This is a genomic window from Mycobacterium sp. NPDC006124 (assembly GCF_040614235.1).
Taxonomy (GTDB): domain Bacteria; phylum Actinomycetota; class Actinomycetes; order Mycobacteriales; family Mycobacteriaceae; genus Mycobacterium.
The window spans coordinates 355,888-374,257 of the sequence record NZ_JBEXUA010000003.1 but is presented as its reverse complement, the minus strand read 5'-3'; the positions used below and the strand labels follow the sequence as shown (position 1 = coordinate 374,257).

Here is an 18,370-nt window from a genome sequence, read left to right as displayed (position 1 = left end):
TCCCTGACCGCCGCGTCCTCCGAGCAAGTGAGGCGCGCGCTCGGCGACGCTGAGCTGTCTGATCCAGCCGGCACCCCTTAGGCTTACCGCCGTGCCGATCTACGCCGCCTACGGATCGAACATGCATCCGGAGCAGATGTTGCAGCGCGCACCCCACTCGCCGATGGCGGGCACGGGGTGGCTGCATGGGTGGCGACTGACCTTTGGCGGCGAGGACCTCAGCTGGGAGGGTGCGCTCGCAACCCTCGTCGAGGATCCCCTGTCGAAGGTGTTCGTCGTCCTCTACGACATGACCAAGGAGGACGAGGAGAACCTCGACCGCTGGGAGGGCTCCGAACTCGGCTTCCACAAGAAGATCCGGTGCCGGGTACATCGCGAGTCCTCCGACACCAGCACCGATCCGGTGCTGGCGTGGTTGTACGTCGTCGATGCCTGGGAAGGTGGGATCCCCTCGGCGCGCTACCTCGGTGTGATGGCCGAGGCCGCCGAGATCGCCGGCGCCCCAGCGGAATACGTGCACGACCTCCGCACCCGGCCGGCGCGCAACATCGGGCCTGGTACCTGACCCGGCGCCGTACGGCGCGCGGTGCCTACAACCCGGCGCTCTGCTCGATGATGTTGGTGAACACCCGAACACCCACGCCCAGCGCCCTCTCGTCGAGGTCGAAGGTCGGCTGGTGCAGGTCGAGCTGCGGACCGGTTCCCGGCCAGACGCCCAGGCGCGCCATCGCGCCGGGAACGTCCTCGAGGTACCAGGAGAAGTCCTCTCCACCGCCGGACTGCCGGGTGTCGGTGAGGACGTCGGGGCCGATGGCCTCGATGGCATGGGTGAAGATGCGGGTGGAGACCGACTCGTTGACCACCGGCGGCACGCCGCGGCGGTAGTGCACGCTGTACTGCACCTGCAGCGGAGCCAGGAGCGACGACACGATCTCGCGGACCAGTTCCTCCATCGCCACCCACGCCTCGCGGCTCGCGGTCCGAATGGTGCCGGCGATGCTCCCGGTCTGCGGGATGGCGTTGGCCGCGACGCCCGCGTTGACCGCGCCCCACACCATGACGGTGCTGTTGCGTGGGTCCACCCGACGCGACAGGACGCCGGGCACGCCGGTGATCAGGGTGCCCAGTGCGTACACCAGATCGCCGGTCAGGTGCGGGCGCGAGGTGTGCCCGCCCGGTGAGTGCAACGTGATCTCGACCTGGTCGGCCGCCGAGGTGATCGGTCCCGGTCGGATCGCGACCTTGCCGACCTCCAGCCGGGGGTCGCAGTGCAGCGCGAAGATTCGCGACACCCCGTTCAGGGCGCCGGCGGCGATCGCGTCGATGGCACCGCCGGGCATCAGCTCCTCGGCGGGCTGGAAGACCAGGCGCACTCCGACGGGCAGTTCGGGCACCGATGCCAGTGCCAGCCCCGCCCCGAGCAGGACGGCCGTGTGACCGTCGTGACCGCAGGCGTGCGCGACGCCCGGCGTCGAGGACGCGAACGGCAACCCCGTCCGTTCGGCCATCGGGAGCGCGTCCATGTCGGCGCGCAGCGCAATCCTCGGCTCGTGCTCGGGCCCGAAGTCACACGTCAGGCCGGTGCCACCCGGCAGCACCTTGGGGTTGAGGCCGGCGTCGGCCAGCCGCGATGCGACGAACTGGGTGGTGTCGAACTCCTGGCGTCCCAGCTCGGGGTGCTGGTGAACGTGTCGGCGCCAGGCGACGAGCTCGTCGTAGTTGGCATCGAGCCAGGCGTTGGTCGAATCCTGGATGCTCACGGGCGATCGCGCCTCACCTTGAGCTCGGTCACCCTGTCGCGCTGGGCAGGTGTTTCGGCGAGCTCCACGACGGTGCGGGCCAGCATGACGGCTCCCTCGATGACGGCCTCGTCGGCGCTCGGTCCGGCGGCGGCCGCCGCGAACGCCTGCTGATGGATGGATGCGCCGTCGGCGTCGATGCCGACGATCGGATGGATGCCGGGCATGACCTGCGTGACGTTGCCCATGTCGGTGCTGCCCAGCGGCAGTGCCGCCTCGATCTCCGCGGCGACGGGTGTCCGACCGAGCCGCACCATCTCGGCGCGGAACACGTCGGCGAGCCACCTGTCCGGTGTCAGTTCCAGGTACGACGGCTCGGTCGCCTGGACCTCGTGGCTGCAGCCCGTGGCCACCGCCCCGGCCAGGAAGCAGTCGGCCATCCTGGCCTCCAGCTCGCGCAACGACCCGGAGTCGTTGGCGCGCATCGTGTACTGCATCTCGGTGCGGGCGGGGATCACGTTGGTGGCTTGGCCGCCGTCGGTGACGATGCCGTGCGCCATCTGGCCCGGCGCGAACTGCTGGCGCAGCAGTCCGATCGCCACCTGGGACACCGTGATGGCGTCGGCGGCGTTCAGTCCGAGATAGGGGGCGACGGCGGCGTGGGCTTCGCGGCCGACGTACTCCACCGCCACCTGGGACAGGGCCAGGGACCGGGCGCGGGCGATGTCGATCGGCCCGGCGTGCAGCATCACCGTCGCCGCGACGTCGTCGAACACGCCGGCCTCGAGCATCAGCGCCTTGCCACCGCCGGCCTCCTCCGCGGGGGTGCCGAGCAGGACCACCGTCAGGTCCAGCTGGTCGGCCACCTCGGCCAGGGCCAACGCGGTGCCCACCGCGGAGGCCGCGATGATGTTGTGCCCGCAGGCGTGGCCGATGCCCGGGAGCGCGTCGTACTCGGCGCAGATGCCGACCACCAGCGAGCCGGAGCCGAAGACCGCGCGAAACGCGGTGTCGAGTCCCCCGACCGCCGCGGTGACCTCGAAGCCCCGCTCGGCGGCCAGCGCCTGGGTCTTGGCGCAGCTGCGGTGCTCGTCGAATGCCAGTTCCGGCTCGGCATGGATCGAGTGGGACAGCTCGACGAGGTCGCCACGACGTCGTCGGACGACGTCCTCGACGATCGTCGACGCTGTGGCGGTGGGCATCGGAGCAGTATCTCACCGACCCCCTTCGCTCCGCGCAGGCGCTAAGCAGGCGCTAATCGGAGCTCCCGCATCCCGAGATTGCGCTCACGCGGGCCGCCACTCGCACTTCCTCGGACTGAGTGCAATCTCGTGGGTCGCCGGTACGCTTTCCCGCCGTGAGCCCCGCATCGATCGACCCGCAGTCCATGGCCGACGAGGCCGCGGCCGCACTCTTGAGTCGGCTCGGCGTCGACTCGGTCGACGTCGCGGTCGTGCTCGGTTCGGGTTGGGCGCCGGCCGCCGCGGAGCTCGGCGAACCGTCGGCCGTCGTGCCGATGGCCGAGTTGCCCGGCTTCACTCCACCATCGGCTGCGGGCCACGGCGGCCAGGCGCAGGTCGTGACGGTCGGAGACACGCGAGTCCTGGTGCTGCTCGGCCGGATTCACGCCTACGAGGGTCACGACCTACGCCACGTCGTGCATCCGGTGCGGACGGCCTGCGCGGCGGGTGCGCGCAGCGTGGTACTGACCAACGCCGCGGGCGGCCTGCGCGAGGACTACGCGGTGGGGCAGCCGGTACTCATCAGCGATCACCTCAACCTGACGGCGCGCTCCCCCCTGGTGGGTGCGCAGTTCGTCGACCTGGTCGACGCGTACTCGCCGCGCCTGCGGGCCCTCGCCCGCGAGACGGATTCGTCGCTGGCCGAGGGGGTCTACGCCGGACTGCCCGGCCCGCACTACGAGACGCCGGCCGAGATTCGGATGCTTCGTACGCTGGGCGCCGACCTGGTGGGCATGTCGACGGTGCACGAGACGATCGCGGCGCGCGCTTGCGGTGCCGAGGTGCTCGGCGTCTCGCTGGTGACGAATCTGGCGGCCGGCATGACCGGTGCGCCGTTGAGTCACGCCGAGGTGCTCGAGGCGGGGCGTCAGTCCGCGACGCGGATGGGTTCCCTGCTCGCCGAGGTGCTGGCGCTGGTCTGAGGGCGTCGCGTCAGCTTGGCCAGCCCGCGGGCTATCAGCGGTGCGGCGAACAGCATCAACAGCACTCGCATGACCTGTGCAGCCACGATGAACGTGACGTTGGAGCCGGTCTCCACCGCCGTGGCCAGCACGGCGTAGATGCCGCCCGGGCTGGTCGACAGGTACCCCTCCAGCATGCTGATGCCCGTGGCGTGCGCAAGCAGGACGCCGAGGCCGGCACACGCCACGTTGAGCACCACGATGAGTCCCAGCGCCGCCGGAAGGGCGCGACCGATCGCACGCATGGACTCACGCGTGAACGCCACACCCGCTTGCCATCCGATCACCGCGTAGCCGAGTTGCACCAGGGCCATCGGAACCGACAATCCGAACGAGGTGCCGGTCAGCTCCAGGGCGATGGTGACGGCCATCGGGCCGAGCAGTCCCGATCCGGGCATCCGGGCAAGCCGGCCCGCGGTGGCGCCGACGAGCACGATGACAATCAACATGGCGATGCTCGTATACCAAGGCGCAGAGCTGCCTTGGGTCGGTGCGGCGGCGTGCCCGGTCTTCTCCGCGTGGTAGACGACGGTGACGACGATCGGCATGGACGAGGTGATCAACGCCACGCGCAGGTACTGCACCACGGCGACGACCCGGTCGTCACCACCGAGTTCGCGGGCGATCGCGACCAGACCTGAGGCGCCGCCGGCCACCAGGGCCAGGGATCCGGTGAGCGGACTCATGTCGCGATGCAAGCCCAGGAGGGCACCCGCGCCGATGCTGAGCACCAGCGTGCACACGGCGACGCCGAGGACGACGGGCCAGTCCGAACCCAGGGCGGTGAGCGCGTCGCGGTGGACCATCGTGCCGATGTAGACGCCGAGCACCCCCTGGGCGGCGATGCCCGCCCTGCGGGGAACACCCTTCGGGGCGAGGGAGACCAGCGCCAGCACGATGCCGACGATCAGCGCGGCGAACAGCGCCGCCGAGGGAACGCCGATCAGGTCCAGCGGCACCGTGACCGCGACCGTGACCGCTACCAGCAGCACCCACTTCCACATGAACACAAGTATGCGCTTGTCTTTTCATGATCTCAAACTGGTAGAAGTGCAGCTGATACCAAGGTATGACTTGGTAATGAGCGCCACGACCCTGTCCGACCGGAACGACGCGATCGCCAACGCGACTGAGCTGCGGGAATCGATCATGGCGCTGACCCGCCAGCTACGCCGGCACCGCAGCGACAACGGCCTGACCCTGAGCCAGCAGCAGATACTCGGAGAGGTCAGCCGGGCGGGCGTCACCACCCCGGCCGAACTCGCCGTGCGCATGCACGTCCGCGTGCAGTCGCTGACCGACGGCATCAACCATCTGGAGGCCAGCGGCCTGGTGGCCCGTCGCACCGACGACGACGATCGGCGCCGTCAGCTGATCGAGGTGACCCCCGACGGCATGCACCTGCTCGAACACGATCGGGCCGAGCGTGACGAGTGGCTCAACTCGGCGATGCGCGAGACGCTGACCGAGTTGGAGTTCAACCTGCTGATGCTGGTGGCACCGGTGCTGCGCAAGCTCGCCGACGGCGGCGAGACGCGGTAGCGGCACAATGAGCGCCATGGCTCCACCCACCGCGCAGCCCCCCGGCCCTGCGCGTCTCGTGTTCGGCACGGCCGGCCTGCGCGGGCCGATGGGGCCGGGGCCGGGCGCGATGAACGTGGCGACGGTGACGGCGGCGACGTGGGCGCTGGCGACCGTCCTCGACGGCCGTGGCCTCGGCGGCTCGACGGTCGTGGTGGGTCGCGACGCCCGTCACGAGTCCGACCACTTCGCCCTGGCGACCGCGGAAGTGCTTGCCGCCGCTGGGTTCTCCGTGGTGTTGCTGCCCGACCCCGCGCCGACGCCGGTGGTCGCATTCGGCGTACGGCGCTTCTCGGCCGTGGCAGGCGTGCAGATCACGGCGTCGCACAATCCACCGTCGGACAACGGGTACAAGGTCTTCCTCGACGGCGGGCTGCAGATCGTCCCGCCGACCGACCGCGAGATCGAGGCGGCGATGGCCGATGCCCCGTCCGACGTCGCGCGCACCGAGGTCACCCCGGCGAGCACCGACCTGATCGCGGACTACGTGCGCCGGGCGGCGAGCGTACGCCGAGGCAGCGGCAGCATCCGGATCGCGTTGACGCCGATGCACGGCGTCGGCGGCGAACCCGCCCTCGCGACGCTGCGGGACGCCGGGTTCGACGACGTCCACGTCGTCGCCGAGCAGTACTCCCCCGATCCCGACTTCCCGACCGTGCGGTTTCCCAACCCCGAGGAACCGGGCGCGACCGATCTGCTGCTGGCCCTTGCCGCCGAGGTCGACGCCGACGTGGCGATCGCCCTGGACCCCGATGCCGACAGATGCGCCGTCGGCATCCCGACGCCGACCGGCTGGCGGATGCTCTCGGGTGACGAAACGGGTTGGCTCCTGGGCGATTACATCCTGTCGCAGACCGATCCGGGCGAGGTCGCCGCCGCCAGCATGGTCGGCAGCACCGTGGTCTCCTCGCGCATGCTGGCTGCGATCGCCGCGCACCACGGCGCCCGCCACGCCGAGACCCTCACCGGGTTCAAGTGGCTCGCACGTGCCGACGAGGACGTCCCGGGCTGCACGCTGGTCTACGCCTACGAGGAGGCGATCGGTCACTGCGTGGACCCCGGCGCCGTCCGCGACAAGGACGGCATCAGCGCGGCCGTGCTCGCGTGCGACCTGGTTGCGGTCCTGCGCGACGAGGGCCGCACGGTGCCCGACGCGTTGGACGCATTGGCCCGCCTCCACGGCGTGCACGTCACCGCGGCGGTGTCGGTGCCCGCCGAGGCCGCCCTCGTCGACCACGTCCGCGCGCATCCCCCCACCCATCTGGCGGGTGAAGGGGTGGACGTCACCGACCTGCTCGACCGCAGCGGACGCGAGCGCACGGACGCGCTGATCTACACCGGCGAGTCGGTACGCGTCGCGGTCCGTCCGTCGGGTACCGAGCCGAAGGTCAAGGCGTACATGGAGATTCGACTACCACCTCGCGACGACGTCGCCGCCGCGCGCACGGAGGCCACGAGCCGTCTCGACGTCCTGCGCGACGACGTGGTCGCGCTGCTTCAGCGCGGCCCGAACTGACGGTCGCCCGCGTCGCCGAGCCCCGGCATGATGTAGGACACCTCGTTGAGGCCGTCGTCGACGGCCGCGGTGTAGAGCTTGAGGTTCGGCGACACCTTCTCCAGCGCCGCGATGCCCTCCGGCGCGCACACCACGCAGACTGCGGTGACGTCGACGGCGTTGCGGTCACGCAGCAGACGAAGGGTGTGCGCCATCGACCCTCCGGTGGCGAGCATCGGGTCGAGGACCAGCACCGGCGTCGTGCTGAGATCGTCGGGCAGCGACTCCAGGTAGGGCGTGGGCAGGGCGGTCTCCTCGTCGCGGGCCATGCCGACGAACCCGACCTTGGCCTCCGGAATCAGCTGATGCGCCTTCTCGACCATCCCGAGTCCGGCGCGCAGGACCGGCACCAGCAGCGGCGGCGACGCGAGGCGTGAGCCGACGGTGTCGGCCATCGGCGTGCGGATCGGCACGGGCGTCGAGGCGGCGTCGCGGGTCGCCTCGTAGACCAGCATCAAGGCGAGGTCGCACAGCGCGGAGCGGAAACCGGCGTTGTCGGTGCGCTCGTCGCGCAGCGTGGTCAACCGGGCAGCGGCGAGGGGGTGATCGACAACGCGGACGTCCATTCGGCGAACCCTAATGGAACCCGGCCGCTCTGGCCGACGTCATACCTCCCGTGATCGCCGACATCTCCGACATTCACGGGCTCAGCACCGCCCACCGCGCTCGAGCCGACGAGCTGACCGCGGTGGCGGCCGACCTGCACGCCACCCGGGTGGCCTCCGACGCATTCGGCACGGTCGGGGCCGACTTCCTCGACGCACTCAACGACGCGCTGCTTCGGGAGGCTCGCCTGGCCTCGCAGCTCGCCGAGCGGCTGACCGCGGCCACGCACGTCGCCGGCGCCGCGGCCGACGCGTACCTCGCCACCGATCACCATGCCGGACAGTCCATCTCGCGACTCGGAGCGTGAGCGGTGGCGGGCGCCCTGGTGGACGGTCTGACCGCACCGCTGCGCGAGCTACAGGCGGCGCTCGGCACTGGCACGCCGGACACTGCGGCGGCGCTGGCCGAAGTCGGCAGCGCGCTGGCCGACGTGTCGGCCGCAACCTCCCGGTCGTGGCAGGCGACCCGCTGGGAGGGCGACGCCGGCGCCGCGGCGGCGTCCTTCGCCGACTCGACCGTCGCCGCCGTCGACGCCATGGTGACGCGGGCCGACCGGCTCGGAGCGGCGTGCGCGAACGCCAACGACGCCGTCTCACGCGCACGGACACGGTTACAGGGGATCATCTCGGAGTTCGAGGCCCGTGCCGAGCAGTTGGAGGCCCGGCTCGACGAGCCCGGGGTCGCCGACGAACTCCTCGCCGAGGCAGGCCGGGCTCGGGCTGACGCCGAAGGGGTGATCGAGGATCTGCGCGCCGAACTCGACGGGCAGCGGGCGACGGTCGAGGCGCCGGATCCCGCTCTCTCGTCGACGACGTCGTCGACGCCGAGGCTTCCGACGGTCCCGATGGGGGCCGTGCCGAGCCTCGGCGGTCTCGGAGCCGGGTCGGGTATGGGCATGGGGTCGGCGGCCGGCGCCGGGTCGGGTGCGCCGCGATCCGGTGGCCGCCAGGTGGGCATCTCGGATCCGGAGAAACTCCGCGACGCGCGGCCGCTCGCCGATCCCGGCATGTTCGGCAGCGGTGTGGGCGTTCGGCTTCCCGACGGCAGCACGGCCACCGCACCCAACGAGACCGCCGCCAGCGCGGTGCGGCACGCCCTGACTCAGCTCGGGGTGCCCTACGACTGGGGCGGCACCACCCCCGGGGTCGGCTTGGACTGCAGCGGTTTGACTCAGTGGGCGTATCACGAAGCCGGGCTGGACCTTCCGCGGCTGGCCCAGGAGCAGGACGTCGGTTCCGCCGTCACCCAGGACACACTGCGCCCGGGTGATCTGGCGGTGTGGGACGGCCACGTCGCGATGGTGGTCGGCAACGGACTGATGGTCGAGGCGGGTGACCCCGTTCAGCTCTCGACGATCCGGACGACCAACGCGGGCCAGGGTTTTCAGGGCTTCTGGCGACCCACGGCGTGAGTGCCGCGGTCAGCGGTGGACGACGACCTTGCCGACCATCCGACCCGACTCCACCAACCGGTGCGCCTCCCGAAGCCCCGCGGCGTCGAAGCCCTCGATCGCGGTGGTCACCGTCGTCCTGAGCTCGCCGGCGTCGACCATCGCCGCCGCCTCGGCGAGCAGAGCACCCTGAAACTCCATGTCGTAGCCGAACATCGCCCGGGTGAACATCAACTCCCAGTGCCACGCGATGCTCTTGGCCTTGAGGACCACCAGCTCGAGCCCCTCGGGTTCGTCGATCGCGGTGACCTGACCGAACGGCCGCGTGATCTCTGCGTAGGTCTCGACGTTGCCCGCCGAGTGGGGTGAGAAGACGAAGTCGACGCCGTCGGGAGCAATGTCGAGCACCTGCTCGCGAAGGTGGTGGTGGTCGACGACGGCGTCGGCCCCCATGCTCTGGGCCCACCGTCGGGAGTCCTCCCGGCTGGCCGTGCCGATCACCCGTACGCCGGTGCGCGTCTTCGCCAACTGGATCAGCACCGACCCCACCCCGCCGGCGGCACCCAGCACCAACAGGTCCCCGGTGGTGTCCGCGTCCATCCGAAACCGCTCGAACAGCGTCTCCCACGCCGTGATGGTGGTGAGCGGAAGCGCCGCGGCGTCGGCGAATCCCAGTGACGCCGGCTTGCGCGAGACGATGCGTTCGTCGACGGCCTGGAATTCGGCGTTGCTGCCCTGCCGGGTGATGTCGCCGGCGTACCAGACCTCGTCACCCTCGACGAACGACGTGACCTCCGACCCGACGGTCTGCACCACACCCGCGGCATCGAACCCGAGGATCGTGGGCCCGGACGACGGGCTCAGGCTCGACCGCTGCTTGACGTCCACCGGATTGACCGAGACGGCCTCCACCCGGACCAGGAGATCCCGGGGTCCGACTTCGGGCACCGGCACCTCCACGTCCTGCAGCGACTCGGGTGAGTCGGTCGGCAAGCTGGCGTAGGAGCCAATCGCGGTCATCGTGGCCATCGTCGTACCGTCCTCCGTCGTGGTGCGAAACTAGCTGAAGAGTAACGAATTTGAGGCTATCGCCGAGACGCCACTGTCACGCAAGGACGCCTACTTCCCCCAGGGGAAGCAACGCTGGTCGAGGGCACCGGGTCTGTGTGTGCGCGCCGTGCGGGCGTGGAGCCGTTACCATCCGAGACAACGCACAGCGGGCCTCAGGAGGACCAGATGGCACGGCCATGCCCGAGCGGTCGCCACGATCATCACGACGTCTATTCGGCGACCTGCCCGTGTCGCACGCTGCTCGACCTGCTGGCCAACAAGTGGTCGGCCTTGATCATCGGCCTGCTCGACGAGCAGGGCCCGCTGCGGTTCACCGCGGTGCAAGCCGCCCTGCCGGGGATTGGGGCGAAGATGCTCACCCAAACCCTGCGCCGGCTCGAGGCCGCGTCGTTGGTGACCCGGACCATCTACGCCGAGGTGCCGCCCCGAGTGGAGTACGAACTCACCGAGTTGGGGCACGGTGTCGCCGAACCGCTTGCCGCGCTTCGTTCCTGGGCGGAGGACAACGTCGACCGCATCGAGTCCCTCAACGGCGACTGGGCGGTGTGACCGCGCGGCCTCAGGGCAAGCGCGGGTCGATGAGGGTCACCCCGACCGGAGATGCGGTGTCCAGACCTGGCAGCAGCCGGGCGCCCTCGCTCAGGCCGACCACGCGCTCGACGAGGTCCTGCGGTCGCAGCGTGCCCGCCTGCACTAGCCGGAGCATGTCGGGATAGTCCACGCTCGCCATCCCGTGACTGCCCAGAACGTCCAACTCCCAACCGATTACGCGATCCATCGGGACCGCGGGGTGGCCGTCGACGCCGGGCAGCAAACCGACCTGGACGTGCCGGCCGCGGCGTCGCAGGCTGTGAATGGCGTCGGCGCAGGTGTCCGGGGACCCGACCGCGTCGACGGCGACGTGGCTGCCACCCTCGGTGAGGTCGTGCACGTGCGCGGAGACGTCGGACGTGCCGTCGGCGAGCACCGTGTGGGTGGCGCCGAGGCTGCGCGCCAACTCCAGCGCCGCTGGTGTGCGATCGACGGCGATGGCCCTGGCGCCCGCCGCCACGGCGATCTGCACCGCGCTCAGACCGACGCCGCCCGCCCCGACGACGGTCACCCACTCGCCGCGGCGCAGACCGGCGCGGGCGTGCAGCGCCCGGTAGGCGGTCGCGAACCGGCAGCCCAGCGCTGCCGCTGCCGCGTCGCCCACCCGGTCGCCGACCGCCACCAGGTTGGTGTCGGCCCCGTGCAGGGCCACGCGTTCGGCGAAGGACCCCCAGTGGGTGAAACCGGGTTGGGTCTGATCGGGACACACCTGGGCCTGCCCGCTGCGACACCACTCGCACGAGCCGCAACCGCAGACGAACGGCGTCGTGACGCGGTCGCCCGCCGTCCACCGCCGCACGTCGGCGCCGACCTCGACGATTACACCGACGAGTTCGTGTCCGGGCACGTGCGGGAGCGCCACCCCGTCGTCGTGACCTGCCCAGGCGTGCCAGTCGCTGCGACACAGCCCCGTGGCGTGCACCTCCACGACCACGCCGCCCGGCGACGGAGTCGGGTCGGGCACCGACCGGACGTCCACCGAACCGCCGAACTCCTCGAAGACCATTGCGCGCACGAAGCCATCGTGCCGTGCATGCTGTGGTCATGGCACGCTGGTATCCGGTCGAATCCGCCGACGCACGCACCTTCACCTCGGCGCCGCATGTGTTCCGATACGTCAAGACACTCGCCGCGCCGCCCGCGACGGTGTGGGACTCGCTGGCCTCCGACGAGTCGCTGTCCGCCTGGAGTTCGTTGGTCAGCAAGCTCACGTGGACCAGCCCCCGCCCGTTCGGCGTCGGCACCACGCGTGAGGTGGTCCTCGCGCCCGGGTTGGCCCGCGTCCGCGAACGCTTCTTCCGGTGGGACGAGGGGCACGGCTACTCGTTCACCGCGGTCGAGGCCAATCTCCCGGTGTTCAGGACCTTCGCCGAGGATTACGTCGTCGAGCCGCACGGAGCCGACGGCGCCACGACGACGTTCACCTGGACCGTGGCGATCGAACCGAAGGGTGCGTTCGCGTTGCCGTTCAAGGCATTGGCCCCGGTGCTCGAGCTCGCGTTCGGCCGGATGGCCGCCGACGGGGAGCGTCACTTCGCCCGCACCGGGTGACGGAGACTCTCCCAGGGGGCGTCGCCTACGCTGTGCCGCATGGCTGCTGACATCGTGCCCGTGAGGCTCGGCCTGACCAAGGGTGATCTGTACACGCTGTGGGCCCCGTCGTGGCGGGACGCCGACGACGAGTGGCAGGCGTTCCTCGGTAGGGACGACGATCTCTACGGCTTCGAAAGCGTGGCTGACCTGGCGGCCTTCATCAGGACCAACACCGACAACGACCTGACCGATCACCCCGCGTACGCCGCGTTGACGGAGTCCTCCGCCCACCGGCTGGATCCAGGCGAGGAGCGGCAGCACGATCTGATCGGCGTCCCGGAGGTGGCTGCGGAGAAGCCGAGCGAGGAGTCCGTCGCGACGCTGCTCGGCGCGCTCGCCGTGGTGCAGGCAATCGGTTCGGTCTGCGACCTGCCGGTCGTGTCCAAGTTCTTCAACGGCAACCCCGTCCTGGGGTCCCTGGGCGGCGGTCTCGAGGCGTTCGAGGGTCGCGGCGGCCGCAAGCGGTGGACCGAGATCGAGGGCGTGATCGCCCGCGGATGGGACGGCGTCATCGACGCGATCGACGAGATCGTCACCATCCCCGAGGTCGACGCCGCGGCCTCGGAGAAGGCCGCCGCCGAACTCGCCGAGCCAGCTCCCGTGGAGGAGGTCGAGGAGGATGCGCTCGACGATGCCGTCGAGGACACCGACGACGCCGACGTCGATGACGAGGAGACCGCGCTCGCCGCGCAGGCCACCCAACAGGTCCTCGGCAGCGACGAGGACTTCTGGGCGCACGTCGGCATCGACCCCGTCCGTCTGCTCACCCGCGGTGGCACGTTCTACACCCTGCGCTGCTATCTCGACGATCAGCCGATCTTCCTGGGCCGCAACGGCCGCATCAGCGTCTTCGGCTCGGAGCGGGCCTTGGCGCGCTACCTCGCCGACGAACACGAGAGCGACCTGTCCGACCTCGCGACGTTCGACGACATCAAGACCGCCGCCACCGACGGCTCGCTGCAGATCCGGGTCACCGACGACAACGTCTACGTGCTGCGGACGCTGTCGGACGACATCGCCGACGGCCCGGATGCCGTGGACGCCGAGCAACTCGAACTCGCGGTGGAGTTGATCCGCGACGTCGGCGACTACTCGGAGGACAGCACCGTCGAGGACGCCCTCGACACCGACCAGCCCTTCGGGCGCTTCGTCGGGCACGTGTTGAATCCCGACGAGGTCGCCAAGCCGCCTGCGCCCTACGCCTCGGCCGTCGCGCAGTGGGAGAAGATCGAGAACTTCGTGGAGTCGCGGCTTCGCGAGGAGTGAGCGCGACCTAGAAGTCAGCCGGATCGGGCCGTCCAATTGAGCGCGGCGTCAACCCGAGCCCGCGGACGTGCTCGGCGATGGCGCCGAGGTGGGTCACCCAGACGTCGTCCTGCGAGCAGACGTAGGAGATCAGGTTCTCCAGCGCCGCCGCCCGCGACGGCCTCCCCGTCAGGAACGGGTGGTTGGTCAGCACGAAGCACCCGCCGTCGGGACGTTGGGCGTCGAACTCGAGGCGCCACATCTCCTCGACCTTGGCCGGGCTCTCGATGAGCCCGGTTCCCGAGAAGTCTGGGATGAAGCAGTATTGCTCCCAGTCGTCGAGCGCCCACTGGATCGGAATCTCCACCAGTGAGCCACCGTCGACCGCCAGCTCGTAGGGGTGGTCAGCGTCCATCAGCGAGCTGTCATAGAGGAAGCCCCTGTCGGACAACAGCTTCGGCGAATGCCAGTTGAGTTCCCACATGGGCGCCCGATAGCCGACCGGCCGGACTCCCGCCACCCTCTCGAGCACCTCGAGGCCGCGGTCGAGGATCGCGGCCTCCTCGTCGACGGACAGTCCCGCCATCGCTTCGTGCAGGTAACCGTGGTGCGCGATCTCGTGTCCGCCGTCGACGATGGCTCGGACGACGTCGGGGTAGCGCAGTGCGGTGTAGCCGGGCACGAAGAAGGTGGAGGTGATGCCGTGGCGAGCCAGGATCGCCAAGATGCGTGGGACGCCGACGAGCGGTCCGTAGGCCTGGTGACTGATGGCCGACATCCGGTTGGCGTGGCCGTGGTCGACGGCCAGCATCGCCGATTCCGCGTCGACGTCGAAGCTGAACGACGCCGCGGACCGGGCGGCACCGGGCCAGGAGACGGGGGCGGCGGGCACGCTCACGACTGCTGATTCTTCGCGAGCAGCGAGATCAGTTCGTAGGCCAGGTTGGCTGCGGCGACACCGGTGATCTCGGCGTGGTCGTAGGCCGGCGAGACCTCCACGATGTCAGCGCCGACGAGGTTGGCTCCGTCGAGACCGCGGATGACGGCGAGCAGTTCCCGACTGGTCATGCCCCCGGCCTCGGGCGTACCCGTCGCCGGTGCGTGGGCGGGGTCGAGTACGTCGACGTCGATCGAGACGTAGAGCGGTCGATCGCCGATTGCGGCGCGCAATTGCTCGACGACGTCGTCGGTGGACCGACGCTCGAATTCCGCGCAGTGCACCACGGTGAAGCCGAAGCCCTCGTCCTCGACGAGGTCGTTCGGGCTGTAGAGCGACCCCCGGATGCCTACGTGCGCACTGTGTCCCGGCACGAAGAGGCCCTCCTCCGCGGCACGGCGGAACGGCGTCCCGTGGGTCATCGGCGCGTCGAAGTAGGTGTCCCAGGTGTCGAGGTGGGCGTCGAAGTGCAGCAGCGCCACCGGGCCGTACCGGCGATGGTGGGCCCGAAGCAGCGGGTAGGCGATGGTGTGGTCACCGCCCAGGGTGATCAACTTGGCCCCGCCGTCCACGAGTTCGCTTGCGGCGGATTCGATCTCGCGAACCGCGGCGGCGATGTCGAACGGGTTGGCCGCGACGTCGCCCGCGTCGACCACCTGCTGCCCCGCGAAGGGCGACACGTCGAGTTGCGGGTTGTACGGCTTGAGCAGGCGTGACGCCTGCCGGATGTGAGAGGGACCGAAGCGCGCGCCGGGCCGATAGGTCACACCGGAGTCGAACGGTACGCCGAGCACCGCCACGTCGCACCGGGGCACGTCCTCTCGGCGCGGCAGTCGCGCGAAGGTAGTCAGCCCGGCGTACCGCGGGACGACCTGGCCGTCCAACTGACCCGTGACGTCCTCGCTCATACTCGGCACCGTGTCGACCCTCCGTTGATCTGTAGCGTTTGGCCGACCATCGCGCCGACGTCGCGGCGGGCCAGCAGCGACACCGTGCCGGCGATCTCCTCGGCACGCCCGATGCGCCCCATCGGGATGGCAGCCCCGTAACGGCGGTGCATCTCGTCGAGTGACGTCCCGGCCGATTCGGCGTCGACGAGCAGTTGCGGGGTGTCGACGACCCCCGGGGCGATGGCGTTGACGGTGATGTTCTCGCGGGCCAGTTCCCGTCCGAGCGTCTTGACCAGTGCGATGAGTCCCGCCTTGGACGCCGAGTACGCACTGGCCTCCGGCCATCCGACGACTCCCCACTCGGAGGCGATCACGACGACGTTGCCGCCGCCGGCGCGTCTCATCCCCGGCAGGATGGCCTGGATCAGCCGGAAGGTGCCCGCGAGGTTGACCTCGATCACCCGCCACCAGTCGTCCTCGTCGTCGTCCAAGAACGGGGCCATCGACATGTAGGCCGCGTTGCAGACCAGGATCTCGACCGGGCCGTGATCCTCCTCGATGCCGTCGACCAACGTGGTGACACCGGGCCCGCTGATGTCGCCGACCGCAGGGAAGCCGCCGGTGGCCTCGACCACCTCGGTCAGCGCCGGGGTCGGCGCGAGGTCGTTGACGGCGACGCGTGCTCCGTCGGCGGCAAGCCTGTGGGCGACGGCCGCGCCAATGCCTTGGGCGGCACCGGTAACCAGGGCCAGCCGTCCTTCCAGGGGCTCGTCGGCCATCAGATCACCGCCCCGCCGTTGGGCGAGACGACCTCGCCGGTGCAGTAGGCGGCGTCGTCGCTCACCAGGAACCCGACGATGCGCGCGACCTCCCCGGGCGTGGTCAAGCGTCGGTTGGGCAGGGTCGCGAGGTAGTCGGGCGCCCGCCAGGGCGAGTCGGCCGACAAGAGCGGAGTGTCGGTCGGGCCGGGCGCCACCGCGTTGACTCGGACGCCGCGGCCGGCGAATTCGGCGGCCAGACTGCGCACCAATCCGATGACGGCGCCTTTGGCCGCTGCGTAGTGCGCGTCGCCGTCACCGCCTCCGATGGCGAGTTCGGAGGTGACCGCGACGATCGCACCGCTACCGCGTCGTGCCATCGACGGCAAAACCGCCCGCGCGGTGTTGCGTAGGCCGCCGAGGTGGACGCGGAGCATCCGGTGCAACGCCTCGGCGGAGATCTCCGACATCGGGGTGATCTCGTAGTGCCCGGCCGCCGTCACCAGGGCGTCGACCTCGCCGACGTCCTGAACGATTCGTTCGACGACGGCTCGTACCTCGGCGGGATCGGCCACGTCGGCGACGTGGTCGGCGCTCGACGAACGGTCGACCCCCGCAACGTCCCACCCCGTGGCACGGAGCAGGTCGGTGACGGCGGCGCCGATGCCCGAGGCCGAACCGGTGACGATCGCGGTGCGCGACATCAGTTCTCCGTCACCACCGGTTCGGCGTCGCGGCCAAGCCGCTCGCCGATCGGCGCGGCGATGTCGCGTCGGACGGTGAGGTAGATCGCGGCGCCGACGACGGCCAGTACCGCGGTGGTCAGCACGCTGGCCCAGTTGATGAACCACGGCTGGCCGGGCTGAGTGCGCGGCCACGCCACGTTGACGGTCTCGAAGATGATCCACAGCGACGCCAGGTAGGTCACCGGAGCGCCCCACCTGCCGAGGTTGAAGGGCCCTGGGCGCCACTTCCCGGTCAGCCGGGCGATGGCCGCCCCGACCACCGGCACCCCGAAGGCGATGTAGAAGCCAATGATGTTGAAGTTGACCAGGATGTTGTAGAACTGCGAACCCGCCAACAGGATGAACACGATGGCCACGATCGCGGTCAGCGCAATCGCGTTGACCGGCAAGCGTTCCGGGCCCGCCAGCTTGCCGAGCACCTTGGACCCCGGCAGGCTCCGGTCGCGGGCGGCACCCCAGATGCAGCGCGACACGGCGGCCTGCACCGCCAGGAAACTCGAGATGAAGCCGATGACGAACATGGCGAGCAGGGGCTTGGTGACACCGGCGCCCAGGTGGTTGGTCAGCGTCTCGGCGACCACGTCGCCAGCCTGGGAGGCCACCACCTCGTCGAGGTTCGGAATGGCGAGAATGAGTGCGGCGCTGGAGAACATGACCACCAGCCCGACCAGGAGCAGACCGAAGATGATGGCCTTGGGGACGTTGCGCTCGGGATCGTCGACCTCCTCGGCCACCGATCCGGCGGCTTCGAAGCCGAGGAAGGACCACCCGACGAAGGCGATCGCGAGCAGCATCGGTCCGGACGTCCACGTCGCGGCGTCCGGGATGCCCGCGCTGGAGAACAGCGCCGAGAACGGGTTCTCGCGGTAGAACACGAGCAGCACGATGCCCAATCCGACCGAGCCGATGACCTCGCACGTGATGCTGGCGACCACCATCACCTTCAGCACCTGGCGACCCACGATGTTCACCCCGGTACCGAGCAGGATGATGACGACGGCCACCGTCGCGGTCGCCCACCGCGACGGCTCGGTGACGCCGAAGATCTGCAGCAGGAATCCGCTGGCGGCATACGACAGCGTGCCGAGCGCGATGGTCAGCCCCCACATGTAGGCCCACGCCGCGACCCACCCCCACGTCGTGCCGCGCACGTGCCGCGACCACTGATAGACACTGCCGGCGTACGGCCAGCGCGAGGCCAGTTCGCCGAACACCCCGGCGACGAGGAGTTGGCCGATCAGCACGATCGGGAACGCCCAGAAGAACTTCGGGCCGGCCGCGAAGAGTCCGAGGGTGAAGATCGCGTACACCGCCGCGATGGGTGACACGTCGGCGAAGGCCAGCGCCAACGCCGAGCGGAAGCTGAAGCCGCGGCTCAACGTCGCGGGCGACTCGGCGGCGGGTCGGGCCGTGGACTGGGGTGTCGGATCTGACATCGCTTCTCCTCCAGGGGTTGCAGCGACCC

At 70.2% G+C, this 18,370-nt stretch carries 19 protein-coding genes and 1 pseudogene; 9 read left to right on the top strand and 11 right to left on the bottom strand.

Annotation, left to right across the window (positions count from 1 at the left end):
• Nucleotides 1–91 precede the first annotated feature (91 nt).
• Nucleotides 92–565: a gamma-glutamylcyclotransferase gene (locus ABZ195_RS08725; protein WP_355216720.1), complete on the top strand. Its 474-nt coding sequence runs from the start codon at nt 92–94 to the stop codon at nt 563–565.
• Nucleotides 566–590: 25 nt separating this feature from the next.
• On the opposite strand, the gene ABZ195_RS08720 is transcribed toward ABZ195_RS08725, so the two are convergent.
• Nucleotides 591–1,760 (bottom strand): amidohydrolase, encoded by a 1,170-nt coding sequence (locus tag ABZ195_RS08720; protein ID WP_355216718.1) that lies wholly within the window; start codon nt 1,758–1,760, stop codon nt 591–593.
• On the bottom strand, nt 1,757–2,941 hold the full coding sequence (locus tag ABZ195_RS08715) for a M20 family metallopeptidase (RefSeq protein ID WP_355216716.1): 1,185 nt from the start codon (nt 2,939–2,941) through the stop codon (nt 1,757–1,759). The genes ABZ195_RS08720 and ABZ195_RS08715 overlap by 4 nt, the downstream gene beginning before the upstream one ends.
• A 185-nt stretch (nt 2,942–3,126) precedes the next feature.
• On the opposite strand from ABZ195_RS08715, the gene ABZ195_RS08710 reads away from it, so the two are divergent.
• Nucleotides 3,127–3,903, top strand: a complete 777-nt coding sequence (locus tag ABZ195_RS08710) for a purine-nucleoside phosphorylase (protein WP_355217042.1) — start codon at nt 3,127–3,129, stop codon at nt 3,901–3,903.
• Here the strand turns inward: ABZ195_RS08710 and ABZ195_RS08705 are convergent.
• Nucleotides 3,849–4,946 (bottom strand): AbrB family transcriptional regulator, encoded by a 1,098-nt coding sequence (locus tag ABZ195_RS08705; RefSeq protein ID WP_355216714.1) that lies wholly within the window; start codon nt 4,944–4,946, stop codon nt 3,849–3,851. The two genes, ABZ195_RS08710 and ABZ195_RS08705, sit on opposite strands and share 55 nt — an antisense overlap.
• Before the next feature lie 76 nt (nt 4,947–5,022).
• Here ABZ195_RS08705 and ABZ195_RS08700 point away from each other — a divergent pair, with 76 nt between their 5' ends.
• A complete protein-coding gene (locus ABZ195_RS08700; RefSeq protein ID WP_355216712.1) occupies nt 5,023–5,484 on the top strand; it encodes a MarR family transcriptional regulator in 462 nt (153 codons plus the stop codon).
• A 55-nt stretch (nt 5,485–5,539) separates the two neighbouring features.
• Nucleotides 5,540–7,039 (top strand): annotated as a pseudogene (locus tag ABZ195_RS08695) (phospho-sugar mutase); the annotation flags it as partial.
• Here ABZ195_RS08695 and upp read toward each other — a convergent pair.
• Complete coding sequence (gene upp / locus ABZ195_RS08690; RefSeq protein WP_355216710.1) at nt 7,021–7,644, bottom strand: uracil phosphoribosyltransferase; 624 nt, start codon at nt 7,642–7,644, stop codon at nt 7,021–7,023. The pseudogene ABZ195_RS08695 and the gene upp overlap by 19 nt on opposite strands.
• A gap of 50 nt (nt 7,645–7,694) precedes the next feature.
• On the opposite strand from upp, the gene ABZ195_RS08685 reads away from it, so the two are divergent.
• Both ABZ195_RS08685 and ABZ195_RS08680 read left to right on the top strand, forming a co-directional pair.
• A complete protein-coding gene (locus tag ABZ195_RS08685; protein ID WP_355216708.1) occupies nt 7,695–7,991 on the top strand; it encodes a type VII secretion target in 297 nt (98 codons plus the stop codon).
• Between the two features lie 3 nt (nt 7,992–7,994).
• Nucleotides 7,995–9,095: an NlpC/P60 family protein gene (locus tag ABZ195_RS08680; RefSeq protein ID WP_355216706.1), complete on the top strand. Its 1,101-nt coding sequence runs from the start codon at nt 7,995–7,997 to the stop codon at nt 9,093–9,095.
• A gap of 9 nt (nt 9,096–9,104) precedes the next feature.
• Here the strand turns inward: ABZ195_RS08680 and ABZ195_RS08675 are convergent, their stop codons facing one another.
• Complete coding sequence (locus tag ABZ195_RS08675; protein WP_355216704.1) at nt 9,105–10,103, bottom strand: zinc-binding alcohol dehydrogenase family protein; 999 nt, start codon at nt 10,101–10,103, stop codon at nt 9,105–9,107.
• A gap of 207 nt (nt 10,104–10,310) precedes the next feature.
• Here ABZ195_RS08675 and ABZ195_RS08670 point away from each other — a divergent pair, with 207 nt between their 5' ends.
• On the top strand, nt 10,311–10,694 hold the full coding sequence (locus ABZ195_RS08670; protein ID WP_355216702.1) for a helix-turn-helix domain-containing protein: 384 nt from the start codon (nt 10,311–10,313) through the stop codon (nt 10,692–10,694).
• A 10-nt stretch (nt 10,695–10,704) separates the two neighbouring features.
• Here the strand turns inward: ABZ195_RS08670 and ABZ195_RS08665 are convergent, their stop codons facing one another.
• Nucleotides 10,705–11,715: a zinc-binding dehydrogenase gene (locus ABZ195_RS08665; protein ID WP_355217041.1), complete on the bottom strand. Its 1,011-nt coding sequence runs from the start codon at nt 11,713–11,715 to the stop codon at nt 10,705–10,707.
• Between the two features lie 65 nt (nt 11,716–11,780).
• Between ABZ195_RS08665 and ABZ195_RS08660 the strand changes: the two genes are divergently transcribed.
• On the top strand, nt 11,781–12,287 hold the full coding sequence (locus ABZ195_RS08660) for an SRPBCC family protein (RefSeq protein ID WP_355216700.1): 507 nt from the start codon (nt 11,781–11,783) through the stop codon (nt 12,285–12,287).
• Between the two features lie 39 nt (nt 12,288–12,326).
• On the top strand, nt 12,327–13,595 hold the full coding sequence (locus ABZ195_RS08655; protein WP_355216698.1) for a primosomal protein: 1,269 nt from the start codon (nt 12,327–12,329) through the stop codon (nt 13,593–13,595).
• 7 nt (nt 13,596–13,602) lie between these two features.
• Here the strand turns inward: ABZ195_RS08655 and ABZ195_RS08650 are convergent, their stop codons facing one another.
• From ABZ195_RS08650 to ABZ195_RS08630, 5 genes are read right to left on the bottom strand one after another with little or no spacing between them, the layout of a single operon-like run.
• A complete protein-coding gene (locus tag ABZ195_RS08650) occupies nt 13,603–14,472 on the bottom strand; it encodes a polysaccharide deacetylase (RefSeq protein WP_355216696.1) in 870 nt (289 codons plus the stop codon).
• Complete coding sequence (gene speB / locus ABZ195_RS08645; protein WP_355216694.1) at nt 14,469–15,419, bottom strand: agmatinase; 951 nt, start codon at nt 15,417–15,419, stop codon at nt 14,469–14,471. The genes ABZ195_RS08650 and speB overlap by 4 nt, the downstream gene beginning before the upstream one ends.
• Entirely contained in the window at nt 15,416–16,180 is a 765-nt protein-coding gene (locus ABZ195_RS08640; protein WP_355216692.1) for an SDR family oxidoreductase, read from the bottom strand. Before ABZ195_RS08640 ends, speB begins: the two co-directional genes overlap by 4 nt.
• Nucleotides 16,180–16,863, bottom strand: coding sequence for an SDR family oxidoreductase (locus ABZ195_RS08635; RefSeq protein WP_355216691.1), 684 nt, complete (start codon nt 16,861–16,863; stop codon nt 16,180–16,182). The genes ABZ195_RS08640 and ABZ195_RS08635 overlap by 1 nt, the downstream gene beginning before the upstream one ends.
• On the bottom strand, nt 16,863–18,341 hold the full coding sequence (locus ABZ195_RS08630) for an amino acid permease (protein ID WP_355216689.1): 1,479 nt from the start codon (nt 18,339–18,341) through the stop codon (nt 16,863–16,865). The genes ABZ195_RS08635 and ABZ195_RS08630 overlap by 1 nt, the downstream gene beginning before the upstream one ends.
• Between the last annotated feature and the right edge of the window lie 29 nt (nt 18,342–18,370).

Coding starts and splice junctions, on each gene's coding strand:
- ABZ195_RS08675 (WP_355216704.1), bottom strand. CDS start 10,103: ATGGCCACGATGACCGCGATTGGCTCCTACGCCAGCTTGCCGACCGAC.
- ABZ195_RS08710 (WP_355217042.1), top strand. CDS start 3,127: ATGGCCGACGAGGCCGCGGCCGCACTCTTGAGTCGGCTCGGCGTCGAC.
- ABZ195_RS08705 (WP_355216714.1), bottom strand. CDS start 4,946: ATGTGGAAGTGGGTGCTGCTGGTAGCGGTCACGGTCGCGGTCACGGTG.
- ABZ195_RS08715 (WP_355216716.1), bottom strand. CDS start 2,941: ATGCCCACCGCCACAGCGTCGACGATCGTCGAGGACGTCGTCCGACGA.
- ABZ195_RS08660 (WP_355216700.1), top strand. CDS start 11,781: ATGGCACGCTGGTATCCGGTCGAATCCGCCGACGCACGCACCTTCACC.
- upp (WP_355216710.1), bottom strand. CDS start 7,644: ATGGACGTCCGCGTTGTCGATCACCCCCTCGCCGCTGCCCGGTTGACC.
- ABZ195_RS08640 (WP_355216692.1), bottom strand. CDS start 16,180: ATGGCCGACGAGCCCCTGGAAGGACGGCTGGCCCTGGTTACCGGTGCC.
- ABZ195_RS08655 (WP_355216698.1), top strand. CDS start 12,327: ATGGCTGCTGACATCGTGCCCGTGAGGCTCGGCCTGACCAAGGGTGAT.
- ABZ195_RS08630 (WP_355216689.1), bottom strand. CDS start 18,341: ATGTCAGATCCGACACCCCAGTCCACGGCCCGACCCGCCGCCGAGTCG.
- speB (WP_355216694.1), bottom strand. CDS start 15,419: ATGAGCGAGGACGTCACGGGTCAGTTGGACGGCCAGGTCGTCCCGCGG.
- ABZ195_RS08670 (WP_355216702.1), top strand. CDS start 10,311: ATGGCACGGCCATGCCCGAGCGGTCGCCACGATCATCACGACGTCTAT.
- ABZ195_RS08635 (WP_355216691.1), bottom strand. CDS start 16,863: ATGTCGCGCACCGCGATCGTCACCGGTTCGGCCTCGGGCATCGGCGCC.
- ABZ195_RS08700 (WP_355216712.1), top strand. CDS start 5,023: ATGAGCGCCACGACCCTGTCCGACCGGAACGACGCGATCGCCAACGCG.